The organism is Streptomyces sp. HUAS ZL42 (assembly GCF_040782645.1).
GTDB lineage: Bacteria > Actinomycetota > Actinomycetes > Streptomycetales > Streptomycetaceae > Streptomyces.
Genome location: NZ_CP160403.1, coordinates 5,502,736 through 5,519,555 on the forward strand (window position 1 = coordinate 5,502,736; position 16,820 = coordinate 5,519,555).

General features: G+C 69.2%; 7 protein-coding genes, 1 tRNA gene and 2 pseudogenes. 2 read left to right on the top strand and 8 right to left on the bottom strand.

Features of this window, described 5'->3' with window-relative positions; genetic code table 11:
* Positions 1-11: 11 nt before the first annotated feature.
* Together ABZO29_RS25415 and ABZO29_RS25420 are read left to right on the top strand one after the other, a co-directional pair.
* Complete coding sequence (locus ABZO29_RS25415; protein WP_367322486.1) at positions 12-6,254, top strand: DNRLRE domain-containing protein; 6,243 nt, start codon at positions 12-14, stop codon at positions 6,252-6,254.
* Positions 6,255-6,286: 32 nt separating this feature from the next.
* Positions 6,287-6,865: a hypothetical protein gene (locus ABZO29_RS25420; protein ID WP_367322487.1), complete on the top strand. Its 579-nt coding sequence runs from the start codon at positions 6,287-6,289 to the stop codon at positions 6,863-6,865.
* Positions 6,866-7,271: 406 nt separating this feature from the next.
* Here ABZO29_RS25420 and ABZO29_RS25425 read toward each other — a convergent pair.
* From ABZO29_RS25425 to ABZO29_RS25460, 8 genes and pseudogenes are all read right to left on the bottom strand, one after another.
* Positions 7,272-7,400 (bottom strand): annotated as a pseudogene (locus ABZO29_RS25425) (IS481 family transposase); the annotation flags it as partial.
* Between the two features lie 144 nt (positions 7,401-7,544).
* Positions 7,545-8,750: a hypothetical protein gene (locus ABZO29_RS25430; RefSeq protein WP_367322488.1), complete on the bottom strand. Its 1,206-nt coding sequence runs from the start codon at positions 8,748-8,750 to the stop codon at positions 7,545-7,547.
* 460 nt (positions 8,751-9,210) lie between these two features.
* A complete protein-coding gene (locus ABZO29_RS25435) occupies positions 9,211-10,680 on the bottom strand; it encodes an ATP-binding protein (RefSeq protein WP_367322489.1) in 1,470 nt (489 codons plus the stop codon).
* Between the two features lie 316 nt (positions 10,681-10,996).
* Positions 10,997-11,170: pseudogene (locus tag ABZO29_RS25440) on the bottom strand (transposase family protein); the annotation flags it as partial.
* 276 nt (positions 11,171-11,446) lie between these two features.
* Positions 11,447-11,522 (bottom strand) — tRNA-Arg (locus ABZO29_RS25445).
* A gap of 272 nt (positions 11,523-11,794) precedes the next feature.
* Complete coding sequence (locus ABZO29_RS25450; protein ID WP_367322490.1) at positions 11,795-13,921, bottom strand: MMPL family transporter; 2,127 nt, start codon at positions 13,919-13,921, stop codon at positions 11,795-11,797.
* A 44-nt stretch (positions 13,922-13,965) separates the two neighbouring features.
* A complete protein-coding gene (gene sigJ, locus ABZO29_RS25455; RefSeq protein ID WP_367322491.1) occupies positions 13,966-14,883 on the bottom strand; it encodes an RNA polymerase sigma factor SigJ in 918 nt (305 codons plus the stop codon).
* A gap of 105 nt (positions 14,884-14,988) precedes the next feature.
* On the bottom strand, positions 14,989-16,689 hold the full coding sequence (locus tag ABZO29_RS25460; RefSeq protein ID WP_367322492.1) for an IclR family transcriptional regulator C-terminal domain-containing protein: 1,701 nt from the start codon (positions 16,687-16,689) through the stop codon (positions 14,989-14,991).
* Positions 16,690-16,820: the final 131 nt, after the last annotated feature.

A 16,820-nucleotide genomic window follows, 5' to 3' on the forward strand; every position in this document is an offset into this window, starting at 1 on the left:
CAGGAGTCGTGTTGAGATTCAGACAACGGGGAAGGGCGCGAGTCGCGGGCATATCGCCAAGACGCACCGCGCTCGCCGTCGCCGCCGTACTGGTCGCCGAGGCGGCGTTGGTGTCGCTGGGGAGCGGGCAGGCCTTCGCCGCCGCGGACTCCGCCACCACGCGGGCGACGGCCGCGGGCAAGTCCGCCAAGTCGGCGGCGTCTTCGGCCGATTCGACGGCCGCCGCGTTGCTGATGGCCCGGTTGCAGGGCCGCAGGATCGAGGTGTTGGCGAAACGTTCCGCCAGCTCGACGACGTACGCGCTGCCCAACGGACAGTTGCAGACTTCCACGTACGCGGCGCCGATCCGGCAGAAGGTCGACGGCGTCTGGCGCAACATCGACACCGCTCTGGCCGACGAGGGCAGTGCGCTGGAGCCGGAGGTGGCCGCCGCCGACATCGCGGTCTCCGACGGCGGGGACACCGCGCTCGCCTCGGTCACCAAGGGCGCGAAGTCGTTCGGGATGGGCTGGGAGTCGAAGCTTCCGACGCCTTCGGTGAAGGACGACACCGCCTCCTACGATCTCGGTGACGGCGAGACCCTGACGGTCACCGCGCTGTCGCAGGGGTTCAGCCAGAACGTTGTCCTGGACAAGGCGCCCGAGGGTCCGCTGGAGTACCGGATACCCATGCGGCTCAAGGGACTTGAGCTGTCGGTAGCCGAATCCGGTCACCTGCTGCTGAAGGACGGCGCAGGGAAGCTGGTCGCCGAGGCGCCCGCGCCGATGATGTGGGACTCCTCCAAGGACCGTAAGTCCGGCGAGTCGAAGCACCAGGCCCCCGTCGCCACGAAGGTGGAGACGGCCGAGGACGGGTCGCAGACCCTGGTCCTCACCCCGGACGCGGGCTACTTCACCGACGACAAGCTGACCTACCCGGTCACCGTCGACCCCACCAGCACGCTCGCCGCCTCCGCGGACACCTGGGTCGCCACCAACTACCCCGACTCCCAGGTCTCCTCGCAGGAGCTGAAGTCGGGTACGTACGACGCGGGGACCACCAAGGCCCGCGCCTACCTGAAGTTCGACGTGTCGGCGTTCACGGGCAAGCACATCACCGACACCAACCTCGCCCTGTACTCGTACTACTCCTCGACCTGTGCCACCACCGGCGCGGGCACGCAGGTGCGGCGAATCACCGGGGCCTGGACCACCTCGGACATCACCTGGGGCGATCAGCCCGCCACCACCACGACCGGCGCGGTCACCAGCACGGCGGCCAAGGGCTACAACGACTCCTGCCCGGCCGGCACCGTCAACTTCGACATCGACGCCATCGTGCAGGCCTGGGCCGACGGCTCCACCAACTACGGTGTCCGTATCGCGGGTGCCTCGGAGACCGACTCCACCACCTGGCGCCGCTACCGCTCCGCCAACTACGTCTCCGGCGACGGCTCCACCGAGCCGCACCTGACCGTGACGTACAACTCCTACCCGGCGGTGCCCAGTTCGACGGCGATCGCGCCCTCGCAGGTCAACGCCTACAACGGCAAGCGCTACGTCACCTCGCTCACCCCGACCCTGTCGTCGAAGGTGACCGACCCGGACGGGGCCAACGTCCAGGCGCAGTACGAGATCACCGCCGACCCGGCGTACGCGGACACCACGTACTCCCTCACGGCGTACGGCAAGACCGTGGCCTCCGGCTCCACCTCGACCCTGGCCATCCCCTCCGCCTCCGCCTTCCCCTCCGGCAGCCATCTTCGCTACCGGGCGCGGGCGTACGACGGTACGGACTTCGGGTCGTGGTCGGGCTACACGACGTTCGTGCTGAACACGGCCAAGCCGGTCGCACCGACCGTCACCTGTGACACGTACACCCAGAACGGCTGGACCGCCAAGGCCTCCGCCGCCGTGAACTGCACCCTCGACACCTCCTCCACGGACGGTGCCGGCTACCAGTGGGGCCTGGACGACGCGTCCCTGCCGAACACGAAGCTGGACACCACCAACGGCACCGGCGGCGACGCGCAGACCATCAGCATCAACCCGGCGGGCGGCTGGCACACGCTGTACGCGCGCACCATCGACTCCGGCGGCAACCTCTCCACCGCCAGCACCGCCTACAGCTTCGGCGTCGGCGCCGACGGCGCGGCGATCCTCTCCCCGCAGGACGGCGACACCACCGCCCGCCGGCTCACCCTGGCGGCCAAGGGCCTCACCACCTACACCGGCGTGACCTGGCAGTACCGGCGTGGCGAGACCGACGTCTGGCACACCATGCCCGTCGGTGACGTGACCGCCTCCGGCTCCGCCGTCTCCGCCTGGCCCGTCGCCGTCAGCGGCGGCACCGCGACCAAGCTGGTGTGGAACACCGTCTCCACCCTCGCCGAGGACGGCGTGATCGAGCTGCGGGCCGCGTTCACCGACGGCACCACCACCGGCTACTCGCAGACCGCCGAGGTCACCCTCGACCGGGACGCGGGCACCGCCCTCACCAATCAGATCGGCCCGGGCCAGGTCAACGAACTCACCGGTGACTTCACCCTGTCGGCCACCGACGCCTCCGCGTTCGCCGCGAGCGTGGACCGTACGTTCTCCTCGCGTACCAACAGCACCGACACCGAGGGCCAGGCGCAGATCTTCGGCCCCGGCTGGACGTCGGCCGTCTCCGCCGAGTCGAGCGACTACACGCAGATCCGCGAGACCTCCGGCTCCTCTGTCGAGGTACTGGCCGGTGACGGCAGCGCGATCGCGTTCACCGAGACGAGCAGTGGCGGCTGGCAGCCGGAGATCGGGGCCGAGTCCCTGACGCTGACCTACTCGACCACCACGAACATGTTCACGCTGACCGACACCGACGCCAACACGGTCGTGTTCGCGAAGGCGGACCCGGCCTCGACGACGTGGACGGTGTTCTCGTCGGCCTCGGCGGTCGACGACTCGACGGTCACGGTCTTCTCGACGACGGTGGACGTGGGCGGCAAGAAGCTGGCCCGTCCGAGGTACGTGGTCTCGCCGACGAGCGCGGCGACTGCGACGACCTGCCAGACGACGCCGTCCACGAAGGGCTGCCGGGTACTGGAGTACGTCTACGCGCCGGCCACCACGGCTACTTCCAGCACACTGGGCGACTATCTGAACCAGGTCTCGGCCGTCAAGCTGTGGGCCACCACCCCCGGTGCCTCCGCCTCGACCTCCGAGACGCTCGCCTCGTACGCCTACAACGCCTCCGGCCAGCTGCGCCAGGTGTGGGACCCGCGCATCAGCCCCTCGCTGAAGACGGAGTACACCTACGGCACCGACGGCCGCGTAGCCACGTACACCAAGCCGGGCGAGCTGCCCTGGACCTTCACCTACGGCACGGCCGGCTCCGCCCTGACCTCGGGGGCCGGCATGCTCCTCAAGGTTTCGCGTGCCGCGCTCGCCGCGGGCTCCGCGAGCACCACGTCCGGCACGGCGGCCACCACCGTCGTCTACGACGTCCCGGTCTCCGGCACCGCCGCCCCGTACCAGATGGACACCGCGACGGTCGCCACCTGGGGACAGGACGAGGCGCCCACCGACGCCACCGCGTTCTTCCCCGCCGACAGCGTTCCGGCCTCCAGCACCGGCGGCGACGTGACAGCCGGCGCCTATGCCCGGGCCACGATCAGCTACATCAACGCGAACGGAGCGGAGACCAACACCGTGAGCCCGGGTGGTGCGATCACCACCACCGAGTACGACCTGCTCGGCAACGAGTCCTCCGACCTGACCGCCGGCAACCGGGAACTCGCCCTGGGCACCTCCGCCAACGCGGCGACAGAACTGGCCGCCCTGGGCCTGACCGATCTGTCCACCGCCGAGCGCGCCCAGCTGCTGGCCACCGTGCTGGAGTACTCCGCCGACGGCACCCGTGTGACGGACGAGTACGGTCCGCTGCACCAGATCACCCTGGCCGCGGAACTCACCGGCACCACCCCCGAGTCCACCCTGGCCGCCGGCACGGTGATCCCGGCCCGTGCCCACACCTCCTACGCCTACGACGAGGGAGCCCCGGCAAACGCGGCGGTCTCCGACCTGGTCACCTCCTCCACCACGGGCGCGGCCATAGCCGGCTACGCCACCGACGCGGAGGCCAAGACCACGACCACCACCTACGACTGGTCCACGGGCTCCGAACTGGCCACCACCGGCGGCGGCGAGTCCGCGGGCCAGGTGACCAGCTACGACAGCGCGGGCCGTGTGGCCACCACCCGCACCCCGAAATCGTCCGGCTCGGACGCGGGCACGCTGGTGTACACCTACTACGACGCGCACGCCACCGGCGCCTGCGCCTCGACCGAGTGGGACGGCCTGCTATGCAGGACCGCCCCGGCCGCGGCCATCTCGGGTGGCGGGACCAACCCCGCCGAGGCCGTCACCACCGTCTACACCTACGGTCGGTGGGGCCAGGTCGTCACCAAGGCCGAGACCGCCAACGGCGTGACCCGTACGACCACCACCGCGCCCGACGCGGCGGGCCGTCCGACCGGCACGACCGTCACCGGCGGCACCGGAACAGGCACTCCGGCCACCACCATCACCTACGACGGGGCCACCGGCCAGGTCGCCAGCACCACCGCCAACGGCAAGACGTCCACCTCGACGTACGACGCCCTGGGCCGGACACTCACCTACAGCGACGGGTCGGGCAGCACCAGCTCCTTCACCTACGACATCCTCGACCGCCCGGTGACGGCGTCCGACTCGGTGCCGTCCACCACCACCTACACCTACGACGCCACCACCGGCCAGGCCCGGTCCATCACCGACTCGGTCGCCGGGACGTTCACGGCCGGTGCCCACGACGCCGACGGCGCTCTCACCGGTGAGACCCTCCCCGGTGGCTACACCCTGGCCACGACCTACGACACGACGGGCAACCAGACGTCGGTGACCTACGCGGACTCCTCAGGCACCACCGTGCTCTCCGACTCCGCGACCTACACCATCCACGGCAAGCAGACCGGTCACACCCAGACCGACGGCGGAACCCTGTCCACCGCCTACGGCTACGACGCCTCCGGGCGCCTGGCCCTGGCCACCGACGACGACGGCACGACGACGACCTCGCGCGCCTACGCCTTCGACACGGATGACAACCGCACCTCGCTGACCACCACGGTCACGGCCGCGGGCTCCACCCCCACCACCTCCAGCACGGCGTACGCGCACGACACCGCGGGTCGCCTCATCGCCGGGGGCTACACCTACGACGCCTTCGGGCGCACCACCCAGGTGGCGGGCAAGACCCTGGCCTACTACACCAACGACCTGGTGGCCAGTGAGACCGTGGGCTCCACCCGTACCACCTGGGGCCTGGACGGTTCCGGCCGCCTGGCGTCCTCGGCCACCGCGACCACCGGCGACAGCGGCGCTACCTGGTCGACCACAAGCACCACGGTGAACCACTACAACTGTGGCTGCGACACTCCGTCCTGGACGGTCACCACCGCGGGTTCCGCCTCCACTGTCAGCCGGAACGTCCCCGACCTCTCCGGCGGCCTGGCCGCCACCACCGGTGCCACCGGCGGCGCGGTCCTCCAACTGGCCAACCTGCACGGTGACATCTCCGTCCGGCTGGACCTGGCGACGTCCGCCGCCACGGTCCAGCGCTACGACGAGTACGGCAACCCGCTGGACGCCACGGCCGCCGCGGCGAAGTACGGGTCCCTGGGCGCCTACCAGAAAGCCACCGACGGCCTGGCCGGATACACCCTCATGGGCGTCCGCGTCTATGATCCGACCACCGGCCGCTTCCTCCAGAGCGACCCGGTCTACGGCGGCAACACCAGCGCCTACATCTACCCCGCCGACCCGATCGGTCAGTCGGACACCAGCGGTGAGCTGAACTACCGGTATCAGACGAAGAAGACGAAGAACTACACCATCGGCATCAGAAGGAACTGCACCGGGCACTCCAAGTGCAGCCTGAGCTGGTACGTGAAGCTGAAGAGCATCTGGAAGAAATACGGCGCTCTGAAGTTCGTGTACACCATCGTTCTTCCGCTGTACTACGCCGCGAGGAACCAGAGCTACGGCCACCTGGAGGCGGGCGACTACCTCTTCCACGGCGCCTGGGGTGTCCCGAACGGGCGAGGAAGACCTGAGTCGGACCGGGGGAAGTACCGGGCCATGGGCATGACCTTCTGGTTCGACTGGACGGACAACGTCGAGTTCAGCGGTAAGTTCACCGTCATGAACATCTGCGTCAGGAACCCCACCCTGAACGTCTACGCCCTCTTCACCTGAGACACTTCGGGTTGATCACCGCCGGGGGAGAAGTGGGCAGCCACTTCTCCCCCGGTTTTCATTGCCATCGGAAGGCAGCGATGATGTCGAATTTCGCGGACTGGCAGGACCGGATGCTGCGAGCGGTCTGGCGGCACGGGGAGCAGCTCCCCGAGGAGGTACTGACGTGGATGGCCGAGCTGTACGGCGAGCGTGGAGAAATTCCGGAATCGGAGTTCTGTGAATCCTGGACCGAGCGAACCTTCTCCATGGCGAGATCGGCCTTCGAGACGGTCACCAGGTCGGCGGAGCAGGACACCGGGAAACCGGCCACCGGCGACGACTTCTGCTACATCGACTACGTGCGCGACCCGGACCTGGGACCGGTCGGCGTGGTCCACATCAAGTCGGCGGAGGTCTCCACACCCGATTCGGCAGAGGTTCTGGGTGCTGTGGCGGAAGGAGTGCAGGAATTCGTCATGAGCCACCATCGCGTGACCTGGCCCGTCTGCGGCGAGCACGACCGCGGTCTGCATGTGGGTTACTTCCACGAGACCGCGGTCTGGAAATGCGCGGGCGGGACCCCGGATGGTCACGTGGTGAGAGCGATTGATCCCGCCGTTCAGCCATAGATCACTGCGGGCCCTTTCGCCGGGTCAGCCACCCTTTCACCATGAAATCCCGCTGTTCTCCGCGTGATCCGGCACGCTTGCCGGTGCACCCGACCAACTGGTCAGGGATGACCTCCGGTCAGGCACGACGCCGGAGCCATGATCTGTGGGGCTCGCGCCAACGCGGCTGGCTGAAACCGCGGAGCCGACCGCCTCGGCTACGACAAGTTCTGACCTCATGCTCCGTGTGCCCGCCCGGAGGAGCGAAGCGACGACGGGTGCTTGAACCAGTAGAGAAAGTTGCTCAGTCGGCGGCATCGGCGGTGCCCGGTCCCGGGAGATGCTTGACACTTCGGTCCCAGCTGATGGTTGACATTGGCCGTGATCGGCTTTTCTGTGCGCGTCGTTGCGGCGTGTGGCAGGAGGCCGGCACCCCGAACGCCTGCAAGGCCTGGGCGAACGCAGCACACACCGCCCGTCCGGTCGCCCGCTCGACCACCGACGCGATCACGCAGTACCGAGAGTGATCGTCCACACCCGTCACTACCTTCGCCTCGGACAACTCCCCCGTCAGCGGGACGACCAGCATCACCCCGCCTCGTCACCTCAGCTTTCACCCCTCACCCAGTGGGCTCCCGAAACACGGCTTGGACGGAGAACGGGCAGTGTTGCGCAGCAGTCGCTGCCGTGTGAAGGGTGGCTACCGGCGGCCGGTGAGGAGCGCGCCGAGGCGGTCGCCGATTACGGAGACACCAGGGCGGGGCTCGTTCGCGTAGTACCAGGGCTTGCGTCGGCGCAGCAGCGCCTCACCGTGCTCGCTCCAGGTGAATCCGGGCTTCCGCAGCAGCTTCCGGAACACCGCGTCGGCTGTCTCCGGGTGCGCGGCGGCCAGTCGGCAGATCGGCAGTGGCGCAATCGACCCCTCGCGCAGGTACGTGCGCAACAGGTCCTGATGCTGCGCACGGCTCGCGCGCACCGGGTCCGCGAAGAGGTCGCGCAACATCCCGTAGTCCGCATAGAAGTTGAGCCCGTCGACCTGGTCATAGATGACGCCGATGGTGTGCGAATCCGCGAGTTCTCGCGGCAGCTCGAAGAACGGCAGGTCCAGGCCAGACAGCCGCCTGCCCCGGGCACGGTCGGGCTGTCCGGCGACGGCTGCCTCTTGGCGGTGGCGGTAGTAGGCGTTGAGGAGGTCCTCGGCTTCGGCAGGCGGAAGGACCAGTTCGTCGCCGCCGCAGAACTCGACGAACGCGGCCCGGTCCTCCCGCATCCGCTGCCATCCCTGCTCGAGCTTCTCGGGGTTGCGGAAGACCAGTTCGGGTTGGCTGGTGGCCAGGTGGAGAGCGGCCTGGGCGATCTCGGTGGCGCTGGACTTGGGGTAGCTCGACATCGCCCCGGAGACCAGCCACGCCGCGCCGGCCGAGTGGACCGGTACCACGCAGGTGTGGAGGAAGCCCCCCTTGGACATGCCGCGGAACGCCGCCCGCCCGACATTCGAGTACGTGCGGTACTCCAGGTCGTCGACCAGATTCAGCAGGACGACGGCATCCCCTTCCTTACGGTGGATCTCGAAGATGCCCTCCACCGCGTCACGCCAGCCCAGCAGCATCTCCCGGTCGATCGCGGTCAAGTCCTTCCGTCCGGCGACGAACCGGTCCACCACGGTCGAACCGTCCGGCAGGCGGTACCGCAGGATGAAGTGGTCGATGATCCGGATCGCCTCGCCCTCGTCCAACTGCCGCTCAGGCCCTGCGGCCTCCAGCAGGATGGGCGTCAACCACCGGTCAAAGCGGGCGCTCTGCCCGAAGGCGACCAACTTCCCTTTCAACTCGGCACTGCGCTCGATCAGGTCGGTCAGCGACGGCTCGCCGCCGCCCTGCTGCCTGCCCTGTACGACATCAGCCACGTTCAGCCCTTCCACACAAGCCGGTTTCGCGTGGGATGTGAGTGCCCGGCCTCAACCGGCCCAGTGACGGTACGCCTCGATCCACTCCGCACCCTCGGGCGCCGGGCTGGGCAACGGCAGCTCCAGGATTCCGATCGATTGCCGCATGCCGCCGCGAGAGCACAGGGCGACGATACTTCCGTCCGGCGTGTGGTCGAGGCCGTCCACGGTTACCTCGACGCCGAGAACCGCGCCCTGACCAGCACACCAACCGAACGAATCACTCAAACCGACCTGACTCCAGCGGCTTGATAGCCATAGGAGCATCCATCGGCCTGACGAGGAACAGCTCCCAGGGAGTTGAGCCAGTGGCCGTTTTCGCAGGTCAGCAGAGTGGGAATGGGCGTGAGCTGAGGCTCTCCGGGACGCCGGTAATGGTGGAGGTCATGTTCCCGGTACAGGGACGGTGACTGCGACCGGGTCAGTCGCCGTGATAGAGGCGAACTGGATCGATCAGCTGGATGGCGGGGTCGTTCTCTGCGAGGTGGCGCAGTTCGTCGGTGAAGCCGGTGCCGCTGTAGCAGTGCAGCCGGGTGACGTCGGTGGCGGTGCCGCGCGCGGTGAGGAGAGCACGGATGTGCTGGAGACGTTCGAGGTGGCCCTTCCCCATGACGTCGTTCCATTTGGCTTCGCCGATGGCGAGTAGTGTTTCGCGACCGTTGTCGGTCTCGCCATGGACTGCGACGTCGACTTCGTGGCTGGTCTTCGCGGCAGGATCGTTGACGGTCCCGCTGGCGACCCTTGTGACCTGCCCGCCGTGGGTTGCGGGGGACGCGTGCCAGCGGGCCCATTCGCGGCAGACCTGTTCGAAGTGCGGGCCGACAACCTTGCTGCGGAAGGTGGACTGGGCGCGGCGCCAGACGGCGGGGGCGCGTCCGGGGCGTTCCAGATCGCCCCAGGTGGGGCGCATGACCGCGTGGTAGAAGGCGATGAGGGGTTCGGCGATGCGGTAGGCGGAGCGGTTGCGGCGGAAGGCGTCGGCCTCGTGGGTGATCATGCCGACGTCCTGGAGGACGCTGAGCGGGTGGGCGAGGTCGGTGGACTTGCGGCCGAGGTAGTCGGCGATGCCGCCGCGTGCGGCGTTTCCGTCGGCGATGGCGGCCAGGACGGAGTGGTAGAGCGCGGTGTCGTGGAGTTCGGGTTCCTCTGCGAGCAGGTAGCGGGCCTCGCGGAAGAGCGGACGGGCGGGATTGAGGACGGCGCGGGTGACCCAGGCGTCGAAGTCGTGGGGCCCGGCGGGGGTGTCACCCTGGGTGAACTCGCGGCGGTAGGCGGGGGTGCCGCCGACGATGGCGTGGGTGAGCAGTGCGGTGCGCGGGTCGGTGATCTCCCAGAATTCGGCGGCGAGGCGGAAGTCCAGGGTGGGGACGGCGAGTTCCAGGCCGGCGCGGCCGCGCAGCGGGGCGTTGCCGGCGAGGAGTCTGCCCATGAAGGACAGGGCGGACCCGCACAGCAGGAGCCGTACGGGGGTGTTGGTGTGCTGGGCGGCGGGGTCGAGGGCGCGCTGGATGATCGAGGGGAGGGCGGGGGAGGCCTTGGCGAGGAAGGGGAATTCGTCGATGACCGCGATGGTGGGGCCGCCCCTGTCGGCGATGCGCATGAGCTCGGTGACGGCCTCGTCCCAGTGGGTGAAGCGGAACGGGGTGGGCTGATCGCGGTGGCGGGCGAGGGCTTCGCCGAACTGGCGCAGGGCGTCGGTTTCGGTGGTCTCGGTGGCGGTGAACATGAAGCCGCCGCTTGCCCGCGTGACGGCGTCCAGGAGGAAGGTCTTGCCCTGGCGGCGGCGGCCGGAGACCACACCGAGGGTGGCACGCGGGCCGGGCAGGGCGGCGAATCGGGTCAGCTCGGCCCACTCGAAGTCGCGGTCGAACATCTCGGCGGGTTTGTCCACGGCACACCTCTGCATGGATAGGTGGGCTTATTATATCTGGACTTATTCAAGAATCCCTTTCTTTGTGTGAGTGCCCGGCGTGGGTCCCGGACGGGGCGAGGGCAGGGGCCGAGGTGCAGGGGCGGGGTCGAGTGGAGTGACCCCCGAACTTCCGACACCTGGACGCTGGATTCTTCGATCCAGGGGAAGTGGCCATGGTGGTGAAGCGGAAGCATTACCTCGCAGAGTTCAAGGGGACGCGGTGGATCTGGTGCGCTCCTCGAAGGACCGCTTCCTCGCTGGCATCGCCCGGAGTCTGGGTATCCACAAGGATGTTGAGTTGGAGAGCGAGGGCCGCCCGGACGAGCTCGGTGATGCGGCTCGGGCTGCAACGGAGCTTGCGCAGGAGCCGCCAAGCCTTGAGGGTGGCCATGGCCTGGTCTGCCGCGGCGCGAACGTTGGCGTGAGAGACATCGACCGCTTTCTGGTTTGCGGAGAGCTGGTGCCAGCGGTCGGCCGGGGTAGACCTGATCCGTCGGTACCCTGGTACTCGGTAACCCGCACGACTCGCGGCCGACGATGCGCGAATCGCCCACCGCCGCCACATTGTGCTCAGCATCACCCAGGAAGCAGCTCGCCAGCCGCGGTGGCTGGTCACTGAATCGGGCAAAGGCTCAGTTACCCAAAGGCACCCATCGTGCCGTTCCCATCAGGTTCCCATCTGGGATAAAAACGACCCTCCGCGAGTGCCGCGGAGGGTCGATATGTCCCATTATCTGGTACTTTCTGGTGCCCCCGGCAGGATTCGAACCTGCGACACCCGCTTTAGGAGAGCGGTGCTCTATCCCCTGAGCTACGAAGGCCGGGGCTTGTGGAATACGACTCCGAGAATCCTGATCGTGGATCTTCGGCGTGTAGCACAAGCCCGCTGGTCAGACGAGGTGCAACGCGCCCGTCGCGTCACCCGCGCAGACAACGTGACGCACCAACGACTGACCAGGGACAGCGTAGCGGATGCGGACCGGCGAGGGTCGTCCGTATAGGGGCAGACGACCCGGACGACACGTGCAAAGGGCCGCTGGAGTGCCCTTGACCTGCTACCTCGGGGACGCCGGAGTTCGACGGCGGACGCCGGTCAAGAGGAGCTGGCCACGGCCTTGCGTTCGAGGTCGGCCCGGCCTTCCGGCCCCCGCGCCTCGTCATCACGCCGGAACAGCCTGCTCGGCCACCACATCCACCGTCCCACGTCCAGCGTCAGCGCGGTCACCAGCACCGAGCGGACGATCATTGTGTCCAGGAGTACGCCGAACGCCACCGCGAAACCGAGCTCGGCCGCGAACACGAGCGGCAGGGAGGCCATCGCCGCGAAGGTGCCGGCCAGGACCAGGCCCGCCGAGGTGATCACACCTCCCGTGGCGGTCAGACCCGTCAACGCGCCGCGCCTGGTGCCGTGCAGCAGTGTCACCTCGCGTACCCGGGTGACCAGGAAGATGTTGTAGTCGATGCCCAGGGCGACCAGGAACACGAACGTCAGGAGTGGGAAGGACGCTTCCGCGCCGGCGAAGTGGAAGACGTGGTTGAACATCAGGCTGCTCACGCCGAGGGCTGCTCCGAAGGACAACACCACCGTCGCCATGAGCAGGAGTGGTGCGACGATCGCCCGTAGCAGCAGCGTGAGGACGAGGAACACCACGAGCAGCACGATGGGGATGATCACCTTGGAGTCGCGGGCCGCCGCTTCCTGCGTGTCGAGGATGATCGCCGTGTTGCCGCCCACCTGGGCATCCGCACCGTCGAGATCGTGGAGCGCGGTTCTGGCCTGTTCGACGGTGCGCATCGCTGCCGTGCTGCTGGGGTCGTCCTCGAGTTCCCCGAGCACCATGGCCTCGCCGTCCTTGATCAACGGTGTCGAGACCTCGGCGACTCCTGCTACGCCGGACAGCGTGGTCTTCACCTGCTCCGCCGAGGCCGCCTTGGTCACGACGTAGAGGGGGTCGCCCGATCCGGCCGGGAAGTGCCTGGACAGGATCTCCTCGCCGACGGCCATCTGCGGCCTGTTGGTGAACTGGTCCTTGTTGGAGAGCCCTTCGGCCTTGAGCCCGAACACCCCGATCGCCATGGCGCCGAGGGCGAGCGCCGTGCCGATCCATACGGTCCGCGGCCGGCGGGAGACGGCCGCGCCGACCCGCGTCCAGACGCCCTCCTTGGCCGCCTCGGCCGCCTCGCCCGCTCCGTACGTCGGCTTCACCGGCCAGAAGATCCAGCGGCCGCAGACGACCAGCAGGGCCGGCATCAGGGTGACCATGGCGAGCAGGCCGACGAGGATGCCGACGGCGCAGGCCGGCCCGAGCCCCTGGGTGGAGTTGAGGGTGGCCAGCATCAGCAGCATCAGGCTGACCGCGACGGTCGCGGCGCTGGCGATGATCGCGGGGCCGGAGCGGTGCAGGGCCTCCGCCATCGCCTCGTGCCGGTCCTCGTGTCGGCGCAGCTCCTCTCGATAGCGCGAGATGAGCAGGAGGGCGTAGTCGGTGGCGGCGCCGAAGACCAGCACGGTGAGGATGAAGCTGGTCTGCTTGTTGACGGTGAGTCCGGCGTTCTTCGCCAGCAGGTAGATCACCGCTTCCGACGTGACCAGGGCGCCGCCGACCGTCAGCAGCGGCAGCAGGGGAAGCACCGGGCTGCGGTACGTGAGCAGCAGGATGAGGATCACCACCGACGCGGTGATCGTCGTCAGGCCTCCTCCTCCGCTGAACGCCTTGATCGAGTCGGATGCGTAACCCGCCGGGCCGGTGACGTGGAACCCGAGACCGTCGGAGTCGTTCTCGCCGACCTTCGTCAAGCCGTCCACGACCTTGCCGATCCCCTCCCAGCCCGTCCTGTCCTTCTGAACCTGGACCACGGTCTGGATGGCCTTGCCGTCCTGGGACTTCGACGGGCCCTGTGGCTGCCCCACGACGTTCTCGACGTCCTTGAAGGCTTCGGCGTCGGCCCGGGCCTTGGCCATGTCGGCCGGGGTGATGCCCTCGGACCGGTCGTAGATCACGATCGCGGGCAGGGTGTCCGCGGCCTGGAACTTCTCGGCTCGGGCGACGACCTTGGTCGACTCCGCGTTGCCGGGCAGCCAGGCCGAGTTGTCGTTCTCCTCGACGTCGCCGAGCTTGCCGGCCAGTATGAGGGCCGGGAGCAGTACGGCCGTCCAGAGGGCGAGAACCACCCATTTCGCCACCCGGCCGCTGGGCAGGGCCGCCATTCTTCGCAGCATGTGGATTCCCCCCGTGTTCAGCAGCATGTGGATTCCCCCCGTGTTCAGTCGACGTGCGAGAGCTTGTCGGGATTGGCGACGGCGTAGATTCCGCACACCTGGTTGCCGTCCGGAGTGAGGTCGAGGACGAGGACGGCGAACGGGGTGTCGCCGGCGAACAGCACCGCAGACGGGTCGCCGTTGACGCTGCGGTAGGCGATGTCGAGGCCCTTGCCGGAGCCGGGCGCGACAGCGGCGAGCAGCCGGGCGACCTTGTCCCGGCCGTAGAGCGGCCGCAGGCCTCCCGCCCCCTTGCCTCCGCCGTCGCCCCACAGGGTCACCTCCGGCGCCAGGATCTGCAGGAGGGCGTCCAGGTCGCCGCCGAGCGCGGCGGCCAGGAAACGTTCGGTCACCTGCTGCCGTACCTGCGGGTCGGGCTCGTAACGGGGGCGTCGGGCGTGGACGTGCTCGCGGGCGCGATGGGCGAGCTGGCGGATCGCCGAGGGGCTGCGGCCGAGGATTTCCGCGATCTCGGTGTGGGCGTAGCCGAACACCTCGTGCAGGACGAACACCCCGCGTTCCAGGGGGGTGAGGGTTTCCAGTACCACCAGCAGCGCCATCGAGACCGACTCGGCGCGCACTGCCGCGTCGGAGGCGTCGTCGGGGGCGGCGGTGTCGGCGAGGGGGCCGACGAGCGGTTCGGGCAGCCATGGCCCGACGTAGGTTTCACGGCGGCGGCTGATGGTGGCCTGGTGGGAGAGGGCCCGGTTCACCGCGATCCGCACCAGGTAGGCGCGCGGGTTGTCGATCGGCTCCGCGCTCGGTGCCTGGGTTCTGGTGTCCCACGACAGCCATGTCTCCTGCAGCACGTCCTCCGTGTCGGCGACGCTGCCGAGCATGTTGTAGACGATGGAGAACAGCAGCTCACGGTGGTCGTTGAACACCTGCGTCGCTGCCGGTGGGTCTGGCGGGTTGTCGGACATCGTGGGCCCTCCCGTTGCGGATGCGTACCGAACTGAGAGGCGTCCGGACGCCGGGAGTGTGACATCCACCGCTGAAATGTGATCCACATCTCATCGATGCGAGTGTCAGGGCAGGGAGACGTGAGTGAAGCGGCCCGCGACATGGAGGTCCGACTCGATGCGGCCGGCCGTCGTGAGCAGGGCCGGGAGGAGGTCCTCGACGCATTCCTCCAGCGTGCGACGGGCCGCGTGGGCCGCCGCGTTCAGGGCCGCGACCGTGCTGCCCGACCGGTCGCGGACCGGGACCGCGATGGAGCGCAGGCCCTCCTCCAACTCCTCGTCGATGAGGGCGTAGCCGCGCTGCCGGACCTCCGCGAGGACGGCGGCGAGCGCGGCAGGGTCCGTGACCGTGCGCGGGGTCAGGCGGCGCAGGTCGCCGAGTACGCGCTGCCGCTCCGGGGTGTCCGCCAGCAGTACGCGGCCCGCCGACGTCGCGTACGCCGGTCGCCGCGCCCCCACCGCGACGTTCACGCTCATCACACGGGTCGGGGCCACCCTCGCCGTGTACTGGATCTCCTCGCCGCCGTCGGCGAGGACCGCCAGCGACGTCGACTCGTGGACCCGGTGCGCCAGTTCCTCCATGTGCGGCGTCGCGATCTGCGCCAGTGACATACGGGAGAGGGGCGGGAAGCCCAGGGACAGGATCCGCGGGGTCGGGGCGAAGCGGCGGTCCGGCGTCCGGGCCACCAGGCCGAGGTGTTCGTACGTGATCAGGGCCCTGCGGGCCGTCGCCCTGGCCAGCCCCGTCGCCTGCGCCACGTCCGTCAGCGTCAGCGAGGCCCGGCCCTCGCCGAAGGCTGTCAGCACCGTCAGGCCCCGGGCCAGGGACTCGATGAACTCCCGGCCCAGTTCCTGCTTCGACGCGCCCGTCCAGGTCGCCAGGCCCGCCGGCGCTGTCCCGGGCTCCGGTGGCGGGGCCAGGCGCAGGTCCTCCTCCATGGTCCGCACCGCCGACCGCAGACGGGGGAGGAGCGTCTCGCGCAGGTTCGCCGCCGTGTGACGGCTCGTGTGGCTGACCACGTTGGCCACGCACGCGATGCGGCCCGTCCGCGGGTCCCGCACCGGCACGGACACGGCCACCAGGCCCGGCTCGATCAGCTGGTCGTCCAGTGCCCAGCCGTCCGCCGCGGCCTGCGCGGACCGTCGTACGAAGTCCTCGTCCGGGGTGGTGTGCTCCCGCGGCGGTACGGCCGTGAAGGTGCGGTCCTGCGGGTCCGCCGCCCGGCGCTGCCGCCAGGCCAGCCACTCCTGCTGCGTCCACTCCGTCGCGAACAGCGGGCCCGGTGCGGTGCGTTCGGCCGGGAGCAGGTCGCCGATGCGGAAGCTCAGGGACATCGCGCGGCGGCGGGTCGCCTGGTGGATGAAGCGGATGCCGTCTCGGTCGGCGACGGCCAGGGACACCGACTCGTCCAGTTCGTCGGCCAGTTCGTCGGCGCGGGTGTCCAGCAGGGCTGGCAGGCGCAGGGCCGCGAGGTAGGCGTTGCCCAACTCCATGACACGGGGGGCCAGTACGGCGTCCCGGCCGTCGAGGCGGACGTAGCCCATGCGCGCGAGTGTCGCCGTGATGCGGTCGACCGTGGAGCGCGCCAGGCCGGTGGCCCGCTCCAGCCCGCTCGGGCTCAGCCTCCCGTCGGCCTCGGTCAGCTCACGGAGTACGGCGATCCCACGGATCAGCGGCGCGACCGCCTCGGCCGGCACGGCGGTGGAGCCGACCGACTCGGGGTCGTCCGAGGTCGTCGTCTCGGCGGGGGTCGTCTCAGCGGGCATCGGTTCTCCGGTACGGCGGTGGCGGCACGCCTACGGTAATCCGGTCCGGTTCCGGTCGCCCCCGTCCGCAGCCCTGCGGCCCGCCGCCGTCTCGGAGGCGTGCGCGCCGCCCGGCAACCCCGTCCGACGCC